The sequence below is a fragment of the Micromonospora sp. NPDC002296 genome, assembly GCF_040296145.1.
GTDB lineage: Bacteria > Actinomycetota > Actinomycetes > Mycobacteriales > Micromonosporaceae > Micromonospora.
The window spans coordinates 67,703-89,770 of the sequence record NZ_JBEOWQ010000004.1; the positions used below are offsets into that span (position 1 = coordinate 67,703).

Consider the following 22,068-nt stretch of genomic DNA (forward strand, 5'->3'; position numbering starts at 1 on the left):
CACCGGATGCCGCCGCGCCGCACCCTCGGGTCTATCACGGTCACCGCGCTGGTCGACGGGGAGGGCCCGTTCTTCCAGCCCCGCGAGGAGGCGTTCCCGAGCGCCACGGCCGAGCACTGGCGCGCGGCCGACGACCGGGACCCGGCCGCGGTCACCGACGACGGGCGGTGGTGGCTGCGGTTCCGCTGCTTCGCCCTGCGCGCCGGGGACGGCCCGGTCACCCTGGTCGACGCCGGCATCGGCCCGGCCGGCTCCCCCGCCGCGAGCTGGGCCCCGGTACCCGGGCGGCTACCGGCCGAGCTGGCCGCCGCCGGCATCGACCCCGCCGACGTCCGCACGGTGGTGCTGACCCACCTGCACACCGATCACGTCGGCTGGGCGGTCACCGGCGCGGCCGGCACACCTTGGTTCGGCAACGCCGACTACCTGGTGCAACGTGCCGAGCTGGACGCCCTGGGGTCGGTCAATCCGGGGCTGGGCGACGGGCTGGTCGCGCCGTTGCGCGCCGCCGGCCAGCTCCGGGTCCTCGACGGCGACACCCCGCTGACCCCGGGGGTACGCGTGCTGAGCACGCCGGGGCACACCCCCGGTCACCAGTCGGTGCTGGTGGACGCGGGCGGCGAGCGGGTGCTGGTCACCGGCGACCTGCTGGTGCACGCGGTCCAGCTCGTCGACCCCGGCCTGGCGTACGCCCACGACGAGCAGCCGGCCACGGCCCGCGACACCCGCACGGCCCTGCTGCGCACCCTGCTCGCGCACCCCCCGACCACCCTGGCCACCCCGCACCTGGGCGAGCCCTTCCTGGCGCTGCCCCACCAGCAGCGTTGATCAAGGAGTTTCCGTCAGGATCCGGGCTTGGTGGGACACAAGCTTCTTGATGATCGGGGAAAGGTGGCCGCGGGTTGGGTCACATGTCAGTTATGTCGGACTGTTTGGTGCGGACGGCTTCGGCGGCGGACTTGAGGCTGGCCAGTTCGTCGGGGTCCAGGTCGGTCTCGATGATTCGCCGGACGCCGCCGGCGCCGATCTCTGCCTCGACGCCGAGGTAGACGCCGGAGATGCCGTACTCGCCGTCGACCCAGGCGCAGACCGGCATCACCTCCCCCGAGTCCTCCGCGACGGCCCTGGCCATCCGGGCGGCGGCGGCCGACGGGGCGTAGTACGCCGAGCCGGTCTTCAGCAGCGCGACCACCTCGGCGCCGCCGTTGCGGGTCTTGACGACCAGTTCCTCGATCTGCTCGGCCGGCATCGCCTCGCGCAGCGGCCTGCCGTCGACGGTGCTCCTCGACGGGACCGGCACCATGGTGTCGCCGTGCGAGCCGAGGGTCAGGGTCTTCACCGACCGCACCGGAACGGCCAGGGCCTCGGCGACGAAGTTGGTGAACCGGGCGGAGTCGAGCATGCCGGCCTGGCCGAGCACCCGGTTCTTCGGGAACCCGGTGGCGAGCTGGGCCAGCGCGGTCATCTCGTCCAGCGGGTTGGACACGACGATGACCACGGCGTCCGGGGCGTGCCGGGCCACGTTCTCGGCGACCTGGCGGACGATCTTGGCGTTGGTCTCCAGGAGGTCCATCCGGCTCATGCCCGGCTTGCGCGGCAGGCCGGCGGTGACCACCACGACGTCCGAGCCCGCGATGGCCTCGTACCCCTCGCCGTTCGGGCCGGTGGTGACGCCGACGACCGTGGTCTCGAAGCCCTCGACGGGGCGCGACTGGTTGAGGTCCAGGGCGAGGCCGGCCGGCTTGCCCTCCACGATGTCGGTGATCACCACGGTGTCGAAGACGTCGTACTCGGCCAGGCGCTGCGCGGTGGTGGAGCCGTAGAAGCCGGCCCCGACGACAGTGACCTTCTTACCCATGGTCGTCCCACTCCCTGATACCCGGCGGATTACCGGCCCGTATCAGCCATCCTGGCACCGATCGGGGCATAACCGGCGACCTTTCGACAGGATGGGTCGCGGCCCCGCCGCCGGCCCCCGGACGGCAGCCACGGACCGGACGGTGGCTCAGTTGCCCTCGGCGCGCTCGACGACGTTGGTGAGCAGCATGGCGCGGGTCATCGGGCCGACGCCGCCGGGCATCGGAACCAGCTTCCCGGCCACCTCGGCCACCTCGGGAGCGACGTCGCCGGTGTAGCGGCCCTTGCCGTCCTCGCCGATCACCCGGGTGATGCCGACGTCGACCACCGTCGCGCCAGGGGTGACCATGTCCGCGGTGAGCAGCCCCGGCACCCCGGCCGCGACGATGACGACGTCCGCCGCCCGGGTGTGCGAGGCCAGGTCGAGGGTGCCGGTGTGGCAGAGGGTCACCGTGGCGTTCTCGCTGCGCCGGGTGAGCAGCAGGCCGAGCGGGCGACCCACGGTGTTGCCCCGGCCGACGACGGCGACATTGGCGCCGCGCAGCGCCACGTCGTGCCGGCGTAGCAGCTCGACGATGCCGCGCGGGGTGCAGGGCAGCGGGCCGGGGTAGCCGAGGACCAGGCGGCCGAGGTTGACCGGATGCAGCCCGTCGGCGTCCTTGTCCGGGTCGATCATCTCCAGCGCGCGCTGGGTGTCGAGGTGACCGGGCAACGGGAGCTGGACGATGTACCCGTGGCAGGCCGGGTCGGCGTTCAGCTCGGCCAACGCGTCGTCGACCTGCTGCTGGGTGGCGTCGGCGGGCAGCTCGCGACGAAGCGAGGCGACGCCAACCTCAGCGCAGTCGCGGTGCTTGCCGTTGACGTACGCCTGGGAACCGGGGTCCGCCCCGACCAGGACGGTGCCCAGTCCCGGGGTGATGCCGCGTTCCGCCAGTGCCTTGACCCGCGTCCGCAGCTCGTCCTTGATCTCCGCCGCAGTCGCCTTGCCGTCCAGGATCGTCGCCGTCACATCCAGATCGTCTCACGCCCCGGGCACGTCGATCCGGGGACCCGCGCCGGCCGCGACGGGGCGGCCGGCCCGACCGGGGCCGGGGCCGGCGCACCACGATCCGTGACGATGAGCCCACGTGGGCATTGTCACTGATTGTGACGATCTGTGGACCACGTCACCGGCCGATCCGGGCGGCCGGCCCGCCGGGGCCGCAAACCGGACTCTCGGCGGTCGACGGACGCGTGGTGGGCAATGGGTGCCATCTCGGCCCGATCCGCGCCTTCGAAGGCTGCTCAAAGCCCGTTTTTCCGACAGGGCGTAGCAGGGCGTCCGGCTGCGGGCAAGGCCGCAGACCCCGCTCCGTCACCGGTTCGCAGCGGCTCCGTTGTCGATCGCCCATCCCGCGACCTACCGTTACCGATCGTTGCGCAGCGTTACCCAGCGCCGGGCCTGACCGCGCAGCGTAATGGAGATGAGGAGACCGAATGCGTGTTCGTAGGCTTGCCGCCTGGACCGCCCTCCCGCTCGCGGTGACCCTGGGCCTGGTGGCCTGCGGCTCGGGCGGCGACGGCGGATCCGGCGAGAGCGACCCCAGTGCGGCCGTGCGGATCGAGATCGCCGAGCCGCAGCACCTGGTGCCGACCAACACCAACGAGACCAGCGGCTCGCAGGTGCTCAGCGCCCTGTTCAGCCCGCTCGTCGACTATGACGAGGCGAACAAGCCGTACGAGGTGGCCGCCGAGTCCGTGACGTCGTCGGACAACAAGGTCTGGACGGTCAAGCTCAAGGACGGCTACACCTTCCACAACGGCGAGAAGGTCACGGCCGAGAACTACATCGACGCCTGGAACCACGGCGCGTACGCCCCCAACGGGCAGAACTCCAGCTACTTCTTCGAGAAGATCGCCGGCTACGACGACCTCCAGGGCGAGCAGCCGAAGGCGAAGACGCTGACCGGCCTGGCGAAGGTCGACGACCTGACCTTCACCGTGACGCTGGCCCAGCCGTACAGCGAGTTCCGTACCATGCTCGGCTACACGGCGTTCTACCCGCTGCCGAAGGCGGCGTTCTCCGCCCCCGGCGTGCTCGCCGAGGGGTACGAGCAGGCCCCGATCGGCCAGGGCCCGTTCCGGATGAAGGGCTCGTGGCAGCACGACGCCAAGGTCGAGGTGGAGAAGTACGACGCCTTCCCCGGCCAGCAGCCGAAGGTGGCCGGCGTCGAGTTCCGGATCTACCAGCAGCCGACCGCCGCGTACGCGGACGTGTTGTCGGACAACCTCGACGTGATCAAGACGATCCCGACCGAGAACCTGTCGACCGCCGGCACCGACCTCGGCGACCGGTTCAAGCAGAGCCCCGCCTCGTCGCTCCAGGTGCTGGCCTTCCCGACGTTCCAGAAGGAGTTCAGCAAGCCCGAGGTGCGCAAGGCGATCTCCATGGCGATCGACCGGGACGAGATCACCAGGTCGATCTTCAAGGACTCGCAGCAGCCGGCCCGCTCGTTCGTCTCGCCGGTCGTCGCGGGCTACCGGGAGGACACCATCGGCGCCGCCGGCGAGTTCGACCCGGCCAAGGCCAAGGCGGCGTACGAGGCCGCGGGCGGCCCGAAGAAGATCGAGCTGTCGTACAACGGCGACGGCGGCCACAAGGACTGGATCGACGCGACCTGCAACCAGCTCAAGGCCAACCTGGGCGTGGACTGCGTGGGCAACGCCGAGCCGAAGTTCGCGGACCTGCTGACCAAGGTCAAGGCCAAGCAACCGGTCGGGCTGTTCCGGATGGGCTGGGTCATGGACTACCCGTCGATGGAGAACTACCTGGGCCCGCTGTACAGCACCAACGGTTCGTCGAACTACTACGGCTACAGCAACCCCGAGTTCGACAAGCTGCTCGCCGAGGGCGCCAAGGCCGCGAACGAGGAGGAGGCGGTCAAGAAGTACCAGGCCGCGGAGGACCTGCTGGCCGAGGACATGCCGGTGATCCCGCTCCGGTACGGCCAGAACAACTTCGGCCACTCGACCAAGGTCATGAACGTGGAGATGGACCTCTTCGACCGCATCGACCTGCTGAAGATCGAAGCCATCAAGTAGCTCCCCCGGGAAGACGGGTCGGGTCACCGCGAGGTGACCCGACCCGCCACCGCTTTGCCCCTTTTCAGGAAGACTGCTCAGTATGCTCCGCTTCATTCTGCGGCGACTGCTCCAGATGGTCCTCGCCTTCTTCGGGACCACGCTGATCGTCTACGCGCTGATGTTCGCCGGTCAGGGCGACCCGATCCAGGCGCTCGCGGGGGAACGCCCGGTCACCGCCGCCCAGCGGGCATACCTGACGGAGAAGTTCCACCTCGACCGGACCGGTGTCGGCGGCTTCTTCTACCGCTACTTCGACTACCTGAAGAACCTGCTCCAGGGCGACCTGGGACAGTCGCTGACCGGCCGGCAGATCGGCGACATCCTCGCCGCCGCCTGGCCGGTCACCGTCAAGCTCGCCCTGATCGCCATGGCGGTGACGATCGTCTTCGGGGTCACCGCCGGGGTGATCGCCGGCATCCGGCGGGGCAGCGTCTTCGACAACGCGACGCTGGTGCTCACCCTGCTGGTGCTCGGCATCCCCACGATCGTGCTGGCCCCGCTCGCCCAGTACCTCCTCGGTGTCAAGTGGCAGCTCTTCCCGGCCACCGCCGGCGCCGATCCCGACCTGTACGCGCTGCTGCTGCCCGGCATCGTGCTCGGTTCGCTGTCGCTGGCCACCGCGCTGCGGCTGACCCGGACCTCGGTCGCGGAGAACCTGCGCGCCGACTACGTCCGCACCGCCCGGTCGAAGGGCCTGGTCAAGCGGCGGATCGTGGGCGTGCACGTGCTGCGCAACTCGCTCATCCCGGTGATCACCTTCCTCGGCGTCGAGCTGGGCAACCTGATGAGCGGCGCGATCATCACCGAGGGCGTGTTCAACATTCCCGGCGTCGGGTTCAACCTGTTCCGCGGCATCCGCACCGAGGACGGCCCGCTGGTGGTGGGCATCGTCAGCGTGCTCGTCGTGGTCTACCTCGTCTCCAACCTGGTGGTGGACGTCCTGTACGCCGTACTCGATCCGAGGATCCGCTATGAGTGAAGCAGCGTGCGCGAGTGAGCGCAGCGAGGTGGCGGCATGAGCGACTTCGAGACCGTGGCGGCCACCGAGAACCAGGCCGCGCGACGGGGGCCGTCGGGCGAGCCCGGCGCGCCCAACCAGGTCGGCGTGCCGCGGAAGCCGCGCAGCCTGGCCGGCGACGCCTGGCGCGACCTGCGCCGCAAACCGATCTTCTGGATCAGCCTGTTCCTGGTCGTGCTGGTCGCCGCGATGGCGGTCGTCCCGGCGCTGTTCACCGCCAACGACCCGCGCGACTGCGTGCTCTCCCGCCAGCACGCCGGGCCGTCCGGCGGGGCCATCTTCGGGTACGACTTCCAGGGCTGCGACACGTACGCCCGGGCGGTGTACGGCGCCCGCGCGTCGCTGCTGGTCGGCGCGCTCTCGGCGCTGTTCACCGGGCTGATCGCGGTGGTCGTCGGGATGCTCGCCGGGTACTTCGGCCGGTGGGTCGACGCGGTGCTCTCCCGGGTGATCGACATCGTGCTCGGCATCCCGCTGCTGCTCGCCGCGATCGTGCTGCTCAAGCGGGTGAGCGCCAGCAGCGACAACGTCCGGCTGCTCGCGGTGATCTTCGTGCTGGCGGTGCTCGGCTGGACCACGGCGGCCCGGGTGATCCGCTCCTCGGTGATCACCGCCAAGGAGCAGGACTACGTCGCCGCCGCCCGGATGCTCGGGGCCGGCAACGGCCGGATCATGTGGCGGCACATCCTGCCGAACGCGCTCGCCCCGGCGATCGTGGTGCTCACCATCGCGCTCGGCTCGTTCATCTCCGCCGAGGCGACGCTGAGCTTCCTCGGCATCGGCCTCAAGGCGCCGACCATCTCCTGGGGGATCGACATCGACGCCGGCCGGGTGCACATGCGGGAGTCCGCCACCCCGCTGGTGGTGCCCTCGACCTTCCTCGCGCTGACCGTGCTGGCCTTCATCATGCTCGGCGACGCGATCCGTGACGCCTTCGACCCGAAGCTGCGGTGATCCACTCATGAGCGACTCCGCCGTCAGGCCGACGCCGGCCTCTCCGACGCCCGAGGGCGGGCACCTCCTGGAGGTCCGGGACCTGCACGTCGAGTTCCGCACCGGCGAGGGGGTGGCCCGGGTGATCAACGGCGTCTCGTACCACCTGAACGCCGGCGAGACCCTGGCCGTGCTCGGCGAGTCCGGGTCCGGCAAGTCCGTCACCGCGCAGGCGATCATGGGCATCCTGGACACCCCCCCGGCGCACGTCCGCTCCGGGCAGATCCTCTACCGGGGCCAGGACCTGCTCGGCCGGTCGGAGGAACAGCGTCGCCAGGTGCGCGGCAAGGAGATCGCGATGATCTTCCAGGACGCCCTGTCCGCGCTGAACCCGGTCTTCCCGGTCGGCTGGCAGATCGGCGAGACGCTGCGCCACCGGGAGGGGATGTCCCGGGGCGACGCCAAGGCCCGGACCGTCGAGCTGATGGACCTGGTACGGATCCCGGCGGCGGCCAGCCGGCTCGGCGACCACCCGCACCAGTTCTCCGGCGGGATGCGGCAGCGCGTCATGATCGCGATGGCGCTGGCGCTGAACCCGAAGGTGCTGATCGCCGACGAGCCGACCACCGCGCTGGACGTCACCGTGCAGGCCCAGATCATGGACCTGCTCGCCGACCTGCGCCGGGACCTGGACATGGCGATGATCCTGATCACCCACGACCTCGGCGTGGTGGCCGGCGTCGCTGACCGGATCGCCGTCATGTACGCGGGCCGGATCGTCGAGCACGCCGACGTCCGCTCGCTGTACCGGGCGCCGGCCCACCCGTACACGAAGGGGTTGCTGGAGTCGATCCCGCGCCTGGACGTGCGCGGCCAGGCCCTGTCGACGATCAGGGGGCTGCCGCCGAACCTGATGCGGATCCCCTCCGGCTGCCCCTTCCACCCCCGGTGCCCGTACGTGCAGCAGGTCTGCGTCGACGTGGTGCCGCACGACCTGGTCCTCGGCGACGGCCGGACCAGCGCGTGCCACTTCGCGCAGGAGGTCCGTGATGACAGCGCCCGCTAGCCCGGCCAAGGTGCGGGGCGAGACCATCCTCGCCGTCGACAACCTGGTCAAGCACTTCCCGATCACCCAGGGGGTGCTGTTCCAGCGCCAGGTCGGTGCCGTGCGTGCCGTCGACGGGGTCAGCCTCGAGCTGCGCCGGGGCGAGACCCTCGGCGTGGTCGGCGAGTCCGGCTGCGGCAAGTCGACCCTGGCCCGGCTGCTGATGCGGCTGGAGACGCCCACCTCCGGCCGGGCCACGCTGGAGGGGAAGGACCTGTTCAGGGCGTCCGGGGCGGAGCTGCGCCGGCTGCGCCGCAACATGCAGATGGTGATGCAGGACCCGTACACCTCGTTGAACCCGCGGATGACGGTCGGCGACATCATCGGGGAGCCGTTCGACATCCACCCGGACGCCGCGCCGAAGGGCAGCAAGCGCAAGCGGGTGCAGGAGCTGCTGGACGTGGTCGGGTTGAACCCGGAGCACGTCAACCGGTACCCGCACCAGTTCTCCGGCGGCCAGCGCCAGCGCATCGGCATCGCCCGGGCGCTCGCCCTGCGTCCGGAGATCATCGTCTGCGACGAGCCGGTGTCGGCCCTGGACGTCTCCATCCAGGCCCAGGTCATCAACCTGCTGGAACAGCTCCAGGCCGAGTTCGGCCTGTCCTACATCTTCATCGCCCACGACCTGTCCGTGGTACGGCACATCTCCGACCGGGTCGCCGTGATGTACCTCGGCAAGATCGTCGAGGTCGGCACCGAGGACGAGATCTACGAGCGGGCCACCCACCCGTACACCCAGGCGCTGCTGTCGGCGGTGCCGGTGCCCGACCCGGACGCCCGCGACGACCGGACCATGATCCGGCTCGTCGGGGACGTGCCCAGCCCGGCGGATCCGCCGAGCGGCTGCCGGTTCCGCACCCGCTGCTGGAAGGCCCAGGAGGTCTGCGCCCGCGAGGAACCCCACCCGGTCCCCCGGGCGGCCGACCCTCACCCTTCGGCCTGCCACTTCGCCGAGCTCCGACCCACCACCACCTGACCCGCCGCTTGCCGGGCGGGTCAGGTGGACGGGGGTCAGTGGAAGAAGTGGCGGGTGGCCGTCAGGTACATGGTGATCCCGGCCTCCTTGCAGGCCGCGATCACCTCCTCGTCGCGGATCGAGCCGCCCGGCTGGACGATCGCCTTCACCCCGGCCTCGATGAGGATCTTCGGGCCGTCGGCGAAGGGGAAGAACGCGTCCGAGGCGGCCACCGAGCCCGCGGCCCGCTCGGCGCCCGCCCGGGTGACCGCGAGCTGCGCCGAGTCGACCCGGTTGACCTGACCCATGCCGACCCCGACGGTCGCGCCGTCCCTGGCCAGCAGGATCGCGTTGCTCTTCACGGCGCGCACCGCCCGCCAGGCGAACGCCAGGTCGCGCAGGGTCGCCTCGTCGGCCGCCTCGCCGGTGGCCAGCCGCCAGTTGGCCGGGTCGTCGCCGTCGGCATCGATCCGGTCGGCCAGCTGGACCAGGATGCCGCCGGTGACCTGCCGCCACTCCGCCGGCAGCGGGGCGTACGCCGGGGCGCGCAGCAGCCGGATGTTCTTCTTGCCCTGGAGGACCTCCACCGCGCCGGGCTCGAACTCCGGCGCGACCAGCACCTCGGTGAAGATGTCGGCGACCTGCCGGGCCAGCTCCACGGAGACGGGCCGGTTGACCGCGATCACCCCGCCGTACGCCGACACCGGGTCGCAGGCGTGCGCCCGGCGGTGCGCCTCGGCCACGTCGCCGCCGACCGCGATCCCGCACGGGTTGGCGTGCTTGATGATCGCCACGGCCGGCTGGTCGGCGAAGTCGTTCGCCGCCCGCCACGCGGCGTCCGCGTCGACGTAGTTGTTGTACGACATCTCCTTGCCGTGCAGCTGCTCGGCCTGGGCCAGGCCCGCCGGGCTGCTCGGGTCGGCGTAGAGCGCGGCGGCCTGGTGCGGGTTCTCGCCGTAGCGCAGCACCGGCCCGCGGCGCAGCGCCAGCCCGGCGAACTCCGGCCACCCCCCGGCGTCCGGGGCCAGGGTGACGGCGCACCACTCGGCCACGGCCACGTCGTACTCGGCGATGGCGGCGAACGCGCGGGCCGCCAGCACCCGGCGCTGGGCCAGGGTGAACCCGCCCTCGCCGAGGGCCGCCAGCACGGCCGGGTACCCGGCCGGGTCGGTGACCACGGCCACCGAGGCGTGGTTCTTGGCGGCGGCGCGGACCATCGCCGGGCCGCCGATGTCGATCTGCTCCACGCACTCCTCGACGCCGGCGCCCGAGGCGACCGTGGCCTGGAACGGGTAGAGGTTGGACACCAGCAGGTCGATCCCGGCGATGCCGTGCTCGTCGAGCTGGGCGGCGTGCGAGTCCCTGCGCAGGTCGGCCAGGAGGCCGCCGTGGATCGCCGGGTGCAGGGTCTTCACCCGGCCGTCGAGGATCTCGGGGAAGCCCGTCACCGACTCGACCGGGGTCACCGGCACCCCGGCGTCGGCGATGGTCGACGCGGTGCTGCCGGTCGAGACGAGCTCCACGCCGGCCGCGTGCAGGGCCCGGGCCAGCTCGACCAGGCCGCTCTTGTCGTAGACGCTGACCAGCGCCCGCCGGATCGGGCGGCGCTCGGCCTCAGTGGCACTCACGGAAAGGTGACCTTTCTCCCGGTGATCGTCCAACCTTCGCGGACCAGCCGACCGACCTGCTCGACGAGCTGGCGCCGCTCGGCGGACTTGATGCGCTCGGTGAGCGCATCCTCGTCGTCGTCGTCGAGCACCGGCACGGCGACCTGGGCGACGATCGGGCCGGTGTCCGTCCCGGCGTCGACGAAGAAGAGGGTGGCCCCGGTGATCTTCACGCCGTAGGCGAGGGCGTCCCGGGGGCCGTGGATGCCGGGGAACGCCGGCAGCAGGGTGTTGTGCGTGTTGAGGTAGCGGTCGCCGAACGCGGCGAGGAAGTCGGGGCCGACCAGCTTGAGGAAGCCGGCGGAGACCACCAGGTCGGGGCGGTGCGCGGCGACCTGCGCGGTGAGCGCGGCGTCCCAGTCCGTCCGGGTCGGGTGGTCGGAGACCCGCTCGACGAAGGTCGGCACCCCGGCGGCGGCGGCCCGGTCCAGGCCGGCGATGCCGTCCCGGTCCGCGCCGACGGCGACCACCCTGCCCCCGTACGCCGGGTCGGCGGTGGCGTCGAGCAACGCCTGGAGGTTGCTGCCGGAGCCGGAGACGAGGACGACGATGCGGGCGACGGGCGCGGGCTCGGTCACGCCGCCACCCTATCGGGCAGGTCGGGGCCGCCCTCGTGTGGGCGGGCAGGCCGGACCGGCCGTCCGCGTGGGCAATCAGGATCCGGACAACGAGGAATTGGTGACCGCCGTTGTCGCCCCCACCCTGTACTCTGCCGGTCGCTCGGTGCCCGGCACAAGCCTGGCCCCGCACCCGTCAGTGACCCGACATGCGCGTTGTGTCGATGGATTGAGGAGCAGGCCGCGATGCAGCCCAACTACACGTCCCCCCAGCCGCAACAGATCAATAACAACATGACGATGTCCATCGTGGCCATCTTCCTCTTCTGGCCGCTGGCCATCCCGGCGATCATCAACGCGTCGAAGGTCAACCCGCTCATCCAGCAGGGTGACTACGCGGGGGCCCAGGCGGCGGCCGCCGAGTCCAAGAAGTGGTCCAAGTGGGCCCTGATCGTCGGCATCGCCTGGTACGTGATCGCCATCGTGTGCTGCGCGCTGGGCGGCATTGGGGCGATCATGGGTGCGGAGACCAGCACCACCAGCTACTGACAGCAGCCTCAGGCAAGGAGCACCAGCGAATGCAGCCCGGTCAGGACCCGTACGGCCAGCAGCCCAACGACCCGAACCAGCCGCCGTACCACGACCCGCACGCCCAGCCCCCGCAGGCGCCTTACGGGCAGCAGCCCACATCGGGGCAGCCGTACGGGCAGGACCCGTACGGCCAGCAGCCGCAGGCGCCGTACGGTCAGCAGCCCGCCGCCGGTCAGCCGTACGGCCAGCCGACGTCGGGTCAGCCCTACGGCCAGCCGACGTCGGGTCAGCCCTACGGCCAGCCCGCCCCGGGCCAGCCCTACGGGCAGGACCCGTACGCCCAGCAGCCCTACGGGGCCGCGCCGGGCTACCCGAACGCCGGCTACCCGCAGGCGCAGGGCCAGCAGAACACCCTCGGCCTGGTGTCGATGATCCTCGGCATCGCGTCGATCCCGCTGGTCTGCTGCCTGTACCTGGGCGTCCCGGTCGGCATCGCCGCGGTGGTCACCGGCTACCTCGGCCGACAGAAGGCGAACCAGGGCCTGGCCAGCAACGACGGCCAGGCCAAGGCCGGTCTGATCTGCGGTGCGGTGGGTGCCGGGCTCGGCATCGTGCTGTTCATCCTCGGCATCGTGGCGAACGTCAACCTGCCGACCACCTGAGTCGACGGCACCACCGAGGGGCGCTCCGGGCAGTTTCCGGGGCGCCCCTCGGCGTCAGGAAGAGGGCCGGCCCTTGGACAGGGAGCGGGTGGCGGCCGCGCCGAGCAGGGCACCGGCCGCGATCACCGCCGTGGCCGTCCCCGCCACCTGCCACGGGACCGGGCCGATCTCGGCCAGCCGCCCCCCGCCGAGCGGCCCGCCGGAGGCCCCCGCGAGCACCCCGAGCAGCAGCCCGGCGACCGGGCCGGCGAGGGCCGCCGGTACCAGCAGGGCCCGCCAGGCCACCTCCGCCCGGTCCTCGGCGGCCCGCCGCAGCATCCGCCGGGCGAGCAGGCAGCCGGCAGCCATGCCGGCCAGGACCGGGATCGCGAGCAGGGCCGCCCCGAAGCCGTTCACCGGCCCGCTGGGCAGGCCGGCCAGCAACGGTACGGCCGGCAGCGCGCCGAGCGAGACCTCGCTGGTGCGTACGGCGGTGTCGGCACCGACGGCGAACCCGGGGCCGAGCAGATAGCTGGTGGACCAGACCGTGGCGTTCGGCGCGTAGGCGAGGCTGACCAGGGTGATCCCGGCCTGCCCGGCCACCCCCGTGCGGTACGCCCCGATCATGTCCGCGGCGTCCCCACCGCCGGTGGCGATCGCCAGCCCGGCTACTCCCGCCCCCGCCCCGAGCAGCAGCAACCCGGCGACCCGGCCGGTACCCACCCCGTCCCGCACCGGTGCGGGGGCCCGCTCGACGAGCAGGCCGGCCACGCCGGTGGTGCGGGCCGCCCCGGCCAGGGCCGCGAACGCGCCGAAGACCGCGAAGGTCCCGCCGGCGCGGATCGGGGAGACCGCCGGCCCGCCGACGCCGGCCAGCACCGCGGCGAGGGTGCCGAGCAGCGCGTACCCGATGCCGACCGCGCCTGCGGCGGTGAGCGCCTGGCGCGGCGAGCGCCCGCCCCGGGCCCCGATCGCCCGGCTGGTGTGCACGCCGGCCCGGAACAGCCGCCAGACCGCCAGCACCGTGAGCGCCACCGGGGCCAGCCCGACCGGGCCGGCGTCGGTGGCCAGTGGGACCCCGTGGCCGAGCAGCCAGCCGCCCAGGCCGGCGCGCAGCGCCCCGGCGACGGAGCCGGCGTCCTCGCTGAGCTGGGCGAGCCCGAGCACCAGCGCGACCGGCAGGTACGACGTGAGCGCGGCCCAGGTGGCGGCGACCCCGGCGGCGACCGCGAGCGGGGCCCGGCTGCGCCGGGCCTCCCCGGCCCGGGGCGCGGGCACCCGGGAACCCGGTGGGCGGCCGGCGGGCCGGTCGTCGGCGCCCACCCCGGCGGCCGGACGGCGGGGCTGATCAGGGGTGACGGAGGACATCGCGTCTACTCTGGCACGCCGCGCCGTCGGGGGCAGTCCGATACCGCGCCCGATCGGCCGCAAGTTCGTGATCCACCGACTTGTCACCCGCGATCCGGTCTAGCCTCGGGCCAGGAGACGAACTTTCCCTGTCGCGGCCTCTTCCGGGTGCCGGCCGGCGTCGGCCGACCGGACAGGCCGACGCAGACCGCTCGGAGGTAGCCGTGAACGCTCCGTATCCACCGCCGCCACCGGCCGCCGGCCGGGACCGCACCACGCTGTGGGGCGTGCTCGGCATCGTCCTGGGCCTGATCTGCTGCGGCGTCCTCGGCATCGTCTTCGGGTACCTGTCTGTCCGGGACGCCAAACGGTACGGCCAGTCGCCGGTGCTGGGCTACCTCGCCATCGCGTTCGGCGTGATCAACATCATCGGCAGTCTGATCCTGCGGGCGACCGGCAACTACCCGTTCTGGAACAACGACTGATCCATATGACGCGAGGGGGCCGACCGCCCGGTCGACCCCCTCGGCGTCTCAGGCGGCTCAGCCCGCGGACATGATCTCCCGCATCAGCTTGGCGGTCTCGGTCGGGGTCTTGCCGACCTTCACGCCGACGGCCTCCAACGCCTCCTTCTTCGCCTCGGCGGTGCCCGCCGAGCCGGAGATGATCGCGCCGGCGTGGCCCATGGTCTTGCCGGGCGGGGCGGTGAAGCCGGCGATGTAGCCGACCACCGGCTTGGTCACGTTCGCCTTGATGAAGTCGGCGGCCCGCTCCTCGGCGTCGCCGCCGATCTCGCCGATCATCACGATCGCGTCGGTCTCCGGGTCGGCCTCGAACGCGGCCAGGGCGTCGATGTGGGTGGTCCCGATGATCGGGTCGCCGCCGATGCCGACGCAGGTCGAGAAGCCGATGTCGCGCAGCTCGTACATCATCTGGTAGGTCAGCGTGCCGCTCTTGCTGACCAGGCCGATCCGGCCGGTGCCGGTGATGTCGGCCGGAATGATGCCGGCGTTGGAGGCGCCCGGCGAGGCGATGCCCGGGCAGTTCGGCCCGATGATCCGGGTCCGCTCCCCCTTGGCCACGTTGTACGCCCAGAACGCGGCGGTGTCGTGCACCGGGACGCCCTCGGTGATCACCACGGCCAGCGGGATCTCCGCGTCGATGGCCTCGATCACGGCGGCCTTGGTGAACTGCGGCGGGACGAAGATCACCGTGACGTCGGCACCGGTCTGGGCCATGGCCTCGGCGACGGTCGCGAAGACCGGCAGCGCGGTGCCGTCGAAGTCCACGGTCTGGCCCGCCTTGCGCGGGTTGGTGCCGCCGACGACGTCGGTGCCGGCGGCAAGCATCCGCCGGGTGTGCTTGGAACCCTCGGAACCGGTCATCCCCTGCACGATGACCTTCGAGTCCTTGGTCAGCCAGATAGCCATGATCAGACCCCCGCAGCCGCCAGCTCGGCGGCCCGCTCGGCCGCGCCATCCATGGTGTCGACCCGCTGTACCAGCGGGTTGTTCGCGCCGTCGAGGATCGCCCGACCGGCCTCGGCGTTGTTGCCGTCGAGGCGGACCACGAGCGGCTTGGTGACCTTCTCGCCGCGCTGCTCCAACAGGGCGAGCGCCTGCACGATGCCGTTGGCGACCTCGTCGCAGGCGGTGATGCCGCCGAAGACGTTGACGAACACGCTGCGCACCGACGGGTCGGACAGGACGATCTCCAGCCCGTTCGCCATCACCGCGGCGCTGGCGCCGCCGCCGATGTCGAGGAAGTTGGCCGGCTTGACGCCGCCGTGCCGCTCGCCCGCGTAGGCGACCACGTCGAGGGTCGACATGACCAGACCCGCGCCGTTGCCGATGATCCCGACCTCGCCGTCGAGCTTGACGTAGTTGAGGTCCTTCTCCTTGGCGGCCTGCTCCAGCGGGTCCACCGCGGCCTGGTCGATCAAGGCCTCGTGGTCGGGGTGCCGGAACCCGGCGTTCTCGTCCAGGGTCACCTTGGCGTCGAGCAGCAGCAGCTTGCCGTCGCTCGTCGTCGCCAGCGGGTTCACCTCGACCAGCGTGGCGTCCTCGGCGACGAACGCCTGCCACAGCCGGACGGCGACGTCGACGACCTGGTCGGCGACCCCGGCGGGGAAGTTGGCGGCGGCGACGATCTCGCGCGCCTTCGCCTCGTCGACACCCTTGACGGCGTCGATCGGGGCCTTGACGACCTTGTCCGGGGTCTCGGTCGCGACCTGCTCGATGTCCATTCCGCCGGCGACGCTGGCGATGCAGAGGAAGGTGCGGTTCGCCCGGTCGAGCAGGTACGAGAAGTAGTACTCCTCGGCCACGTCCGCGGTCACCGTGATCATGACCTTGTGGACCGTGTGACCCTTGATGTCCATGCCGAGGATGTCGGTGGCGCGGGCCACCGTCTCATCCGCGCCCTCGGCCAGCTTGACGCCGCCGGCCTTTCCTCGGCCGCCGACCTTCACCTGTGCCTTGACGACCACACGACCGCCGAGGCGTTCGGCGATCGCGCGGGCCTCCTCCGGGGTGTTGGCGACGCCGCCGGCGAGCACGGGCAAGCCATGCCGCTCGAACAGGTCCCGCCCCTGGTACTCGTACAGGTCCACGATTGCGCGTCCCGTCCCGTCTCCGCGGCGCGCCGTCGCGCCGCCACCAGCGTGTGAAAACAGTTTGATGCCTGTCATCAGTTGAAACAGGCCATTGGGCGCAGCCTAGCGAGGTCGGCACGGCCGGCAACCGAGCGGGTGCACGGTGTGCCCTAATCCACAACCAGCCGGGCGCTCCCCCGTGCGCCCCGGATCCGGGAAGCCCCGCGCGGTCGCCGGTGGGCCGAGGCGGCCCCGGCGGGGCCGACGGGCGGGTGGGGGCCGGCCGTGGGATTCCTGTCGACGATGTTCGGCGGGCCGCGTAACCCCCTGGCCAGGGCCTCGTTGAGTCAGATGTCGGAGCGCTGCTGGTCAGCGCGACGGCGGGAGACGGCCGATGCCCTGTCGGTCGAGGGGTGGCGGCGGGGCATCGTGCATAGAGGGGCCGGACGTGTGAGGGGTGCGTCCGGCCCCTCCCCCGTGTCTGGGGGAGGGTGGCGACCGCCGGGTCAGGCGACCGGCTGGGCGACGTTGGCCCGGACCCACTCCACGATCGACCGGGTGGTCGCGCCCGGGGTGAAGACCTTCGCGACGCCGAGCCGCTCCAACTCGGGGAGATCGGCGTCCGGGATGATGCCGCCGCCGAAGACGACGATGTCGCGCGCGTCCCGCTCACCGAGCAGCTCGATGACCCGCCGGAACAGCGTCATGTGCGCCCCGGACAGCACGGAGAGCCCGACGGCGTCGGCGTCCTCCTGGATGGCGGTCTCCACGATCTGCTCCGGCGTCTGGTGCAGACCGGTGTAGATGACCTCCATGCCGGCGTCCCGCAGGGCACGGGCGACAACCTTGGCCCCGCGGTCGTGGCCGTCGAGGCCCGGCTTCGCGACGACGACCCGGATACGAGAGCTCATCAGCGGACACCTTTCGAGGCGCTACGACTGTCACCTGAACGAACGGTAACCCGACGGGCCGAGACCGGGGAATCCGGGCGTCCGAACCAGGGGAAAGCGTAGGGGTGCGGGCGAGGTTCGGACATCCGGTGGGCGACGTCACCCTGAGCGACGAACGGGCAGCTACGAGGGCATACGTCGACCGTGACGAGACATGACAATAGTGGACACAAACGGACGGATCGACACGCCAATTACCCCGTCTGGCTTGTGACCGGCGTGGTGGTTGGCTAACGTGACCACGGTTGTCATCAGGTCCACCGACGGGTGACGACGCGGCCAGCCGACGTTCACCACCGCTTCACGGGGCGCCGGCCGACCGCTTCGGAACCCCGACAACGGAGGGTGTGCGTGCGCCAGCGCCTGTCGTCTGAGCCCGATCGATATCGCGGCCGTCGCCGCGTACCCACCCCCCCGCGCAGCCGCTACGCAGCCGTCGTCACCACCGCGTTCGTCGGTGCGGGCATGGTCGCGCTCGGCGCGGCCGCGCTGCCGGACGCCAAGAGCGTCAGCCCGTCGGTCCTCGACGAGCTCAAGCAGGCGTCCATCACCAGCCAGGACGTCGCGGCCCGCGCCGACTCCGACGACCGGGCCTCCCGGGACAGTCGGGCGGAGACGAAGGCCTCCACCGAGCAGGACGTCTGGCTGCTGCCCCTGCAGGGATACGACTTCAACACGCCCTACGGCATGCGCTGGGGCAAGCTGCACACCGGCGTCGACCTGGTCGCCCCGGAGGGCACCCCCTTCGTCGCCATCCACGACGGCGCCGTCACCAAGGCCGGCTGGTTCGGCGGCTACGGCTACGCGGTCATCGTCAAGCACGCCGACGGCAGCGAGGCCATCTATGGCCACTCCTCAGCGGTGACCGTCAAGGAGGGCCAGCAGGTCAAGGCCGGGGACCAGCTCGGCCTGGTCGGCAACACCGGCCACTCCTACGGCGCGCACCTGCATCTGGAGATCCATGTCAACGGGGAGCCACGGGACCCGGTGCCGTGGCTCCAGGACCGCGGAGTGGACATCAAGATGCAAGTCGAGGCATTTTACAGCGACGTGACCACCTCCTGACGCTGAGCATCGCCCGTTGACCGCCCGGATCAGTCGATCCGGGCGGTTTTTTCGTCGTCCGGCGGGCTGAATGTCTGCTACGCCACATCGGGAGATGTGACCGGCGACACGCCGATCATGATCACTTATCGGGACGAAGTTGCCCGAGACGGGAGGGAACGGGCGGGAGCCGACTGCGGGCGGGCCGGCGGAGCCCCGCCCCCTACCCGCCGGCCACCAGCGCAACACCAGGATTTCGAGGTCCCTGCCCCTCGAAGACGTGAAGGTCCCCGCCGTGCAGGAAGAGAACAACCGCAACGAGAGCACCTCCGACGCGCCGATCCGCCGCCGACTGCGCCCCCGGCGCGGCGGACGGGCCCTGGTGATCGGCGCGGCGGCCCTGGTCGGGCTCGGCCTCGCCGGCGTCGCCGTCGCCACCACGGGCGGCGGGGACGAGCCGGCCCCGGCCGCCGTGGCGATCGACGCCCAGGACCGCGCCGAGGCCGCCGCCCGGGCCGACCGCTCCGTCCGCGAGTCGGCCGCCCCGGTCACCCCGTCCGCCAGCCCCACCACCCCGTCGCCGAGCCCGTCGAGCGCTGGCGCCAGCGCCGGCCCGACGAAGCAGGTCACCACGAAGCCGAAGCCGAAGCCCAAGCCCACGCCGAAGAAGACCAACAAGCCCGCGCCGGCCTGGGTCATCCCGATGGCGGGCGCCCAGATCACCTCCTGCTACGGCCAACGGTGGGGCACCCTGCACGCCGGCATCGACTTCGCCCTGCCCGCGGGCACCCCGATCCGCGCCGCCGCCGCGGGCACCGTGGTCAAGGCCGGTGACGTCGGCGACGGGTACGGCATCTCCGTCTTCGTCGACCACGGCAACGGCTACCTGACCCACTACGCCCACCAGAGCCGCACCGCCGTCGGCGTCGGCGCGAAGGTCAAGGCGGGGCAGGTCATCGGCTACGAGGGCTCCACCGGCGACTCCACCGGCCCGCACCTGCACTTCGAGGTGCACCAGGGCCAGATGTGGAACCAGATCGACCCCGCGCCGTTCCTGCGCGCCCGGGGCATCGACGTGGCCTGCTGACAGCCCGCCGCCCGAGGCGCCCGCGCCCCGGCGCCCGGCCCGGCGGCACGGCCCGGCCGGCAGCGCAACCCGGCAGTACGGCCCGGTCCGGCAGTACGCCGGCCGGGCCGGCGGGCGGGCGGGTCAGAGCTTGTCGACCGGGGCGTGCCGCAGCACCAGCCACATCGTCTGGTCGCCGAAGTCGATCTGCGCCCGCGCCCCGGGGCCGTGCCCCTCGACGGCGAGCACCCGGCCCAGGCCGTACCGCTGGTGGTTGACCCGGTCCCCGGCCGCCACCTTGGGCCCCTGCGGCAGCTCGCTGGCCGTGGTCAGCCGGCTGCCGTCCACGCCGAGCCGCTTGGCCAGCTGGGCCGCCTTGGGCGTCCCCCCGGCGAAGCCGCCGGGGCGGTCCGCGCGACCGCCGACGCCGCCGCCACCCCCGGCCCACGAGGTGTACGTCCCCTCGGTGCGCTCCCAACGGACCAGCTCCGGCGGCAGCTCCTCCAGGAACCGCGACGGCGGGTTGTAGGCCGGCTGCCCCCACGCCGAGCGGGTCACCGAGCGGGACAGGTAGAGCCGCTGGCGGGCCCGGGTGATGCCCACGTACGCCAACCGGCGCTCCTCCTCCAGCTCCCGGGTGTCGCCCAGTGAGCGCAGGTGCGGGAAGACGCCGTCCTCCAGCCCGGTGAGGAACACCACCGGGAACTCCAGTCCCTTGGCGGTGTGCAGGGTCATCAGGGTGACCACGCCCTGGTGGTCCGGGTCGTCGGAGGGGATCTGGTCCGCGTCGGCGACCAGCGCGACCTGCTCCAGGAAGCCGGCCACGGTGGCCCGCTCCCCCTCGGCGCCCAGCGCTTCGATCCGCTCGGTGTACTCCCGGGCGACGCTGACCAGTTCCTGGAGGTTGTCCACCCGGCCGGCGTCCTGCGGGTCGAGGCTCTCCTCCAGCTCGCTGAGGTAACCCGAGCGGGTGAGCAGCGCCTCCAGCACCTCCTCGGGGGTGCCGGTCTCGGCCAGCTCCCGCGCACCGTCGAGCAGCGCGATGAAGTCGCCGATGCCGTTGGCCGCCCGGGTGGAGATGCCCGGGGCGTCCTTGGCCCGGCGCAGCGCCGCGCCGAAGGAGACCCGGTCCCGGCCGGAGAGCGCCTCGACGCACGCCTCCGCGCGGTCGCCGATGCCCCGGCGGGGGGTGTTCAGGACGCGACGCAGGCTGACCGTGTCGTCGTCGTTGACCACCGCGCGCAGGTAGGCCAGCGCATCGCGGACCTCCTTACGTTCGTAGAAGCGCACCCCGCCGACCACCTTGTAGGGCAGGCCGATCCGGATGAACACCTCCTCGAAGACCCGGGACTGGGCGTTGGTGCGATAGAAGACCGCCACGTCGCCGGGGCGGGCGGCCCCGGCGTCAACCAGGCGGTCGACCTCCCGGCTCACCCAGTCCGCCTCGGCGTGCTCGGTGTCGGCGACGTACCCGACGATCTGCTCGCCCGCCCCCGCGTCGCTCCACAGCCGCTTGGGCTTGCGGGAGGTGTTCCGGTCGATCACCGCGTTGGCGGCGTTCAGGATGGTCTGGGTGGAGCGGTAGTTCTGCTCCAGCAGGATCGTGCGGGCGTCGGTGAAGTCCCGCTCGAACTCCAGGATGTTGCGGATCGTCGCGCCCCGGAACGCGTAGATCGACTGGTCGGCGTCGCCGACGACGCACAGCTCGGCCGGCTCGATCCCCTCGGTGCCGGAGACCAGCTCCTTGATCAGGGTGTACTGGGCGTGGTTGGTGTCCTGGTACTCGTCGACCAGGACGTGCCGGAACCGGCGGCGGTAGCTCTCCGCGACGTGCGGGTGCGACTGGAACAGGTGCACGGTGGTCATGATCAAGTCGTCGAAGTCCAGCGCGTGCGCCTCGCGCAGCCGCCGCTGATAGAGCGTGTACGCCTCGGCGAGCGCCCGCTCGTTGGGGCCCTTGGCCCGCCCGGCGAACTCCTCCGGGTCGACCAGCTCGTTCTTCAGGTTGGAGACCTGGGCGGCCAGCCCGCGCGCCGGGTAGCGCTTCGGGTCGAGGTCCAGCTCGCGGGCGACCATCTGCATCAGCCGGCGGGAGTCGTCGGCGTCGTAGATCGAGAAGGTCGACTTCAGGCCGGCGTGCTCGTGCTCGGCCCGCAGGATCCGCACGCAGGCCGAGTGGAACGTCGACACCCACATCAGCCGGGCGCGCGGGCCCACCAGGTGGGTCACCCGCTCCTTCATCTCACCGGCGGCCTTGTTGGTGAAGGTGATCGCGATGATCTCGCCGGGGTGCACGTCCCGGGCGGCGAGCAGGTACGCGATCCGGTGGGTGAGCACCCGGGTCTTGCCCGAGCCGGCGCCGGCCACGATCAGCAACGGCGAGCCGGCGTGCGTGACGGCGTCACGCTGGGGGCCGTTCAGGCCCTCCACCAGCTGCTGCGGGTCGAGCCGGACCGGCGGGCCGGCGCGGCGCGGCGGGGCCGACGCGGGCTCGGGCTCGGGCGGGGACGCGGGGATGTCGAAGAGAGGCTGCATCGCAGGGCGAGTCTATGCCGCCCGCCGGACACTTCCCGACTCACCGCCCCGCCCGCCGCCGCCCCCGTGGCTCGGCGCGCAGCCCGAAGAGACCAACCCGTCACCCGACCGGCTCTGGCGCCTCCGTCCCCGATCCACGACGATGG

Annotated in this window: 20 protein-coding genes; 11 read left to right on the top strand and 9 right to left on the bottom strand. The window is 72.1% G+C overall.

Annotated features, from left to right (window positions below; all coding sequences use genetic code 11):
- Nucleotides 1–6 precede the first annotated feature (6 nt).
- Entirely contained in the window at nt 7–828 is an 822-nt protein-coding gene (locus ABT023_RS04820; protein ID WP_350881756.1) for an MBL fold metallo-hydrolase, read from the top strand.
- Nucleotides 829–907: 79 nt separating this feature from the next.
- On the opposite strand, the gene mdh is transcribed toward ABT023_RS04820, so the two are convergent.
- Together mdh and ABT023_RS04830 are read right to left on the bottom strand one after the other, a co-directional pair.
- The gene (gene mdh, locus ABT023_RS04825) at nt 908–1,858 is read right to left on the bottom strand and encodes a malate dehydrogenase (protein ID WP_350881758.1); all 951 of its coding nucleotides are present in this window, start codon (nt 1,856–1,858) and stop codon (nt 908–910) included.
- A 147-nt stretch (nt 1,859–2,005) separates the two neighbouring features.
- Nucleotides 2,006–2,866, bottom strand: coding sequence for a bifunctional methylenetetrahydrofolate dehydrogenase/methenyltetrahydrofolate cyclohydrolase (locus ABT023_RS04830; protein WP_350881760.1), 861 nt, complete (start codon nt 2,864–2,866; stop codon nt 2,006–2,008).
- A 467-nt stretch (nt 2,867–3,333) separates the two neighbouring features.
- On the opposite strand from ABT023_RS04830, the gene ABT023_RS04835 reads away from it, so the two are divergent.
- The 5 genes from ABT023_RS04835 to ABT023_RS04855 all read left to right on the top strand — a co-directional run bounded on the left by ABT023_RS04835 (nt 3,334) and on the right by ABT023_RS04855 (nt 9,012).
- Complete coding sequence (locus ABT023_RS04835) at nt 3,334–4,938, top strand: peptide ABC transporter substrate-binding protein (protein WP_350881762.1); 1,605 nt, start codon at nt 3,334–3,336, stop codon at nt 4,936–4,938.
- A gap of 82 nt (nt 4,939–5,020) precedes the next feature.
- Entirely contained in the window at nt 5,021–5,959 is a 939-nt protein-coding gene (locus ABT023_RS04840) for an ABC transporter permease (RefSeq protein ID WP_350881764.1), read from the top strand.
- A gap of 36 nt (nt 5,960–5,995) precedes the next feature.
- On the top strand, nt 5,996–6,952 hold the full coding sequence (locus ABT023_RS04845; protein ID WP_350881766.1) for an ABC transporter permease: 957 nt from the start codon (nt 5,996–5,998) through the stop codon (nt 6,950–6,952).
- 7 nt (nt 6,953–6,959) lie between these two features.
- Nucleotides 6,960–7,997, top strand: coding sequence for an ABC transporter ATP-binding protein (locus tag ABT023_RS04850; protein WP_350881768.1), 1,038 nt, complete (start codon nt 6,960–6,962; stop codon nt 7,995–7,997).
- Nucleotides 7,981–9,012 carry an ABC transporter ATP-binding protein gene (locus ABT023_RS04855; RefSeq protein WP_350881769.1) on the top strand — a complete coding sequence of 344 codons (1,032 nt, stop codon included), beginning with the start codon at nt 7,981–7,983 and terminating at the stop codon, nt 9,010–9,012. The genes ABT023_RS04850 and ABT023_RS04855 overlap by 17 nt, the downstream gene beginning before the upstream one ends.
- A 35-nt stretch (nt 9,013–9,047) precedes the next feature.
- On the opposite strand, the gene purH is transcribed toward ABT023_RS04855, so the two are convergent.
- Together purH and purN are read right to left on the bottom strand one after the other, a co-directional pair.
- Nucleotides 9,048–10,619, bottom strand: coding sequence for a bifunctional phosphoribosylaminoimidazolecarboxamide formyltransferase/IMP cyclohydrolase (purH, locus tag ABT023_RS04860; protein ID WP_350881771.1), 1,572 nt, complete (start codon nt 10,617–10,619; stop codon nt 9,048–9,050).
- Entirely contained in the window at nt 10,616–11,236 is a 621-nt protein-coding gene (purN, locus tag ABT023_RS04865; RefSeq protein WP_350881773.1) for a phosphoribosylglycinamide formyltransferase, read from the bottom strand. Before purN ends, purH begins: the two co-directional genes overlap by 4 nt.
- Before the next feature lie 225 nt (nt 11,237–11,461).
- Between purN and ABT023_RS04870 the strand changes: the two genes are divergently transcribed.
- Together ABT023_RS04870 and ABT023_RS04875 are read left to right on the top strand one after the other, a co-directional pair.
- Nucleotides 11,462–11,764: a CD225/dispanin family protein gene (locus ABT023_RS04870; protein ID WP_350881775.1), complete on the top strand. Its 303-nt coding sequence runs from the start codon at nt 11,462–11,464 to the stop codon at nt 11,762–11,764.
- 29 nt (nt 11,765–11,793) lie between these two features.
- Nucleotides 11,794–12,408 (top strand): DUF4190 domain-containing protein, encoded by a 615-nt coding sequence (locus tag ABT023_RS04875; RefSeq protein WP_350881777.1) that lies wholly within the window; start codon nt 11,794–11,796, stop codon nt 12,406–12,408.
- Between the two features lie 54 nt (nt 12,409–12,462).
- Here the strand turns inward: ABT023_RS04875 and ABT023_RS04880 are convergent, their stop codons facing one another.
- Nucleotides 12,463–13,755 carry a cell division protein PerM gene (locus tag ABT023_RS04880; protein ID WP_350881779.1) on the bottom strand — a complete coding sequence of 431 codons (1,293 nt, stop codon included), beginning with the start codon at nt 13,753–13,755 and terminating at the stop codon, nt 12,463–12,465.
- A gap of 203 nt (nt 13,756–13,958) precedes the next feature.
- Here ABT023_RS04880 and ABT023_RS04885 point away from each other — a divergent pair, with 203 nt between their 5' ends.
- Nucleotides 13,959–14,219 (top strand): DUF4190 domain-containing protein, encoded by a 261-nt coding sequence (locus ABT023_RS04885; RefSeq protein ID WP_350881781.1) that lies wholly within the window; start codon nt 13,959–13,961, stop codon nt 14,217–14,219.
- A gap of 57 nt (nt 14,220–14,276) precedes the next feature.
- Here ABT023_RS04885 and sucD read toward each other — a convergent pair whose 3' ends face one another.
- The 3 genes from sucD to icmB form a co-directional block, all read right to left on the bottom strand.
- Nucleotides 14,277–15,164 carry a succinate--CoA ligase subunit alpha gene (sucD, locus tag ABT023_RS04890; protein WP_350881783.1) on the bottom strand — a complete coding sequence of 296 codons (888 nt, stop codon included), beginning with the start codon at nt 15,162–15,164 and terminating at the stop codon, nt 14,277–14,279.
- 2 nt (nt 15,165–15,166) lie between these two features.
- Nucleotides 15,167–16,345, bottom strand: coding sequence for an ADP-forming succinate--CoA ligase subunit beta (sucC, locus tag ABT023_RS04895; protein WP_350881785.1), 1,179 nt, complete (start codon nt 16,343–16,345; stop codon nt 15,167–15,169).
- A 488-nt stretch (nt 16,346–16,833) separates the two neighbouring features.
- A complete protein-coding gene (gene icmB / locus ABT023_RS04900) occupies nt 16,834–17,238 on the bottom strand; it encodes a coenzyme B12-dependent isobutyryl CoA mutase small subunit (RefSeq protein WP_161685713.1) in 405 nt (134 codons plus the stop codon).
- Nucleotides 17,239–17,628: 390 nt separating this feature from the next.
- Here icmB and ABT023_RS04905 point away from each other — a divergent pair, with 390 nt between their 5' ends.
- Both ABT023_RS04905 and ABT023_RS04910 read left to right on the top strand, forming a co-directional pair.
- On the top strand, nt 17,629–18,342 hold the full coding sequence (locus ABT023_RS04905; RefSeq protein WP_350881789.1) for a M23 family metallopeptidase: 714 nt from the start codon (nt 17,629–17,631) through the stop codon (nt 18,340–18,342).
- 274 nt (nt 18,343–18,616) lie between these two features.
- Nucleotides 18,617–19,408 (top strand): M23 family metallopeptidase, encoded by a 792-nt coding sequence (locus tag ABT023_RS04910; RefSeq protein ID WP_502890591.1) that lies wholly within the window; start codon nt 18,617–18,619, stop codon nt 19,406–19,408.
- 123 nt (nt 19,409–19,531) lie between these two features.
- Here the strand turns inward: ABT023_RS04910 and pcrA are convergent, their stop codons facing one another.
- Nucleotides 19,532–21,922: a DNA helicase PcrA gene (gene pcrA / locus ABT023_RS04915; RefSeq protein ID WP_350881791.1), complete on the bottom strand. Its 2,391-nt coding sequence runs from the start codon at nt 21,920–21,922 to the stop codon at nt 19,532–19,534.
- Between the last annotated feature and the right edge of the window lie 146 nt (nt 21,923–22,068).

What these genes read in the sequence shown, in the direction of transcription:
- ABT023_RS04820 (WP_350881756.1), top strand. Translation starts at nt 7, where the DNA reads ATGCCGCCGCGCCGCACCCTCGGGTCTATCACGGTCACCGCGCTGGTC.
- mdh (WP_350881758.1), bottom strand. Translation starts at nt 1,858, where the DNA reads ATGGGTAAGAAGGTCACTGTCGTCGGGGCCGGCTTCTACGGCTCCACC.
- ABT023_RS04835 (WP_350881762.1), top strand. Translation starts at nt 3,334, where the DNA reads ATGCGTGTTCGTAGGCTTGCCGCCTGGACCGCCCTCCCGCTCGCGGTG.
- ABT023_RS04840 (WP_350881764.1), top strand. Translation starts at nt 5,021, where the DNA reads ATGCTCCGCTTCATTCTGCGGCGACTGCTCCAGATGGTCCTCGCCTTC.
- ABT023_RS04845 (WP_350881766.1), top strand. Translation starts at nt 5,996, where the DNA reads ATGAGCGACTTCGAGACCGTGGCGGCCACCGAGAACCAGGCCGCGCGA.
- ABT023_RS04850 (WP_350881768.1), top strand. Translation starts at nt 6,960, where the DNA reads ATGAGCGACTCCGCCGTCAGGCCGACGCCGGCCTCTCCGACGCCCGAG.
- ABT023_RS04855 (WP_350881769.1), top strand. Translation starts at nt 7,981, where the DNA reads ATGACAGCGCCCGCTAGCCCGGCCAAGGTGCGGGGCGAGACCATCCTC.
- ABT023_RS04870 (WP_350881775.1), top strand. Translation starts at nt 11,462, where the DNA reads ATGCAGCCCAACTACACGTCCCCCCAGCCGCAACAGATCAATAACAAC.
- ABT023_RS04875 (WP_350881777.1), top strand. Translation starts at nt 11,794, where the DNA reads ATGCAGCCCGGTCAGGACCCGTACGGCCAGCAGCCCAACGACCCGAAC.
- ABT023_RS04880 (WP_350881779.1), bottom strand. Translation starts at nt 13,755, where the DNA reads ATGTCCTCCGTCACCCCTGATCAGCCCCGCCGTCCGGCCGCCGGGGTG.
- sucD (WP_350881783.1), bottom strand. Translation starts at nt 15,164, where the DNA reads ATGGCTATCTGGCTGACCAAGGACTCGAAGGTCATCGTGCAGGGGATG.
- icmB (WP_161685713.1), bottom strand. Translation starts at nt 17,238, where the DNA reads ATGAGCTCTCGTATCCGGGTCGTCGTCGCGAAGCCGGGCCTCGACGGC.
- pcrA (WP_350881791.1), bottom strand. Translation starts at nt 21,922, where the DNA reads ATGCAGCCTCTCTTCGACATCCCCGCGTCCCCGCCCGAGCCCGAGCCC.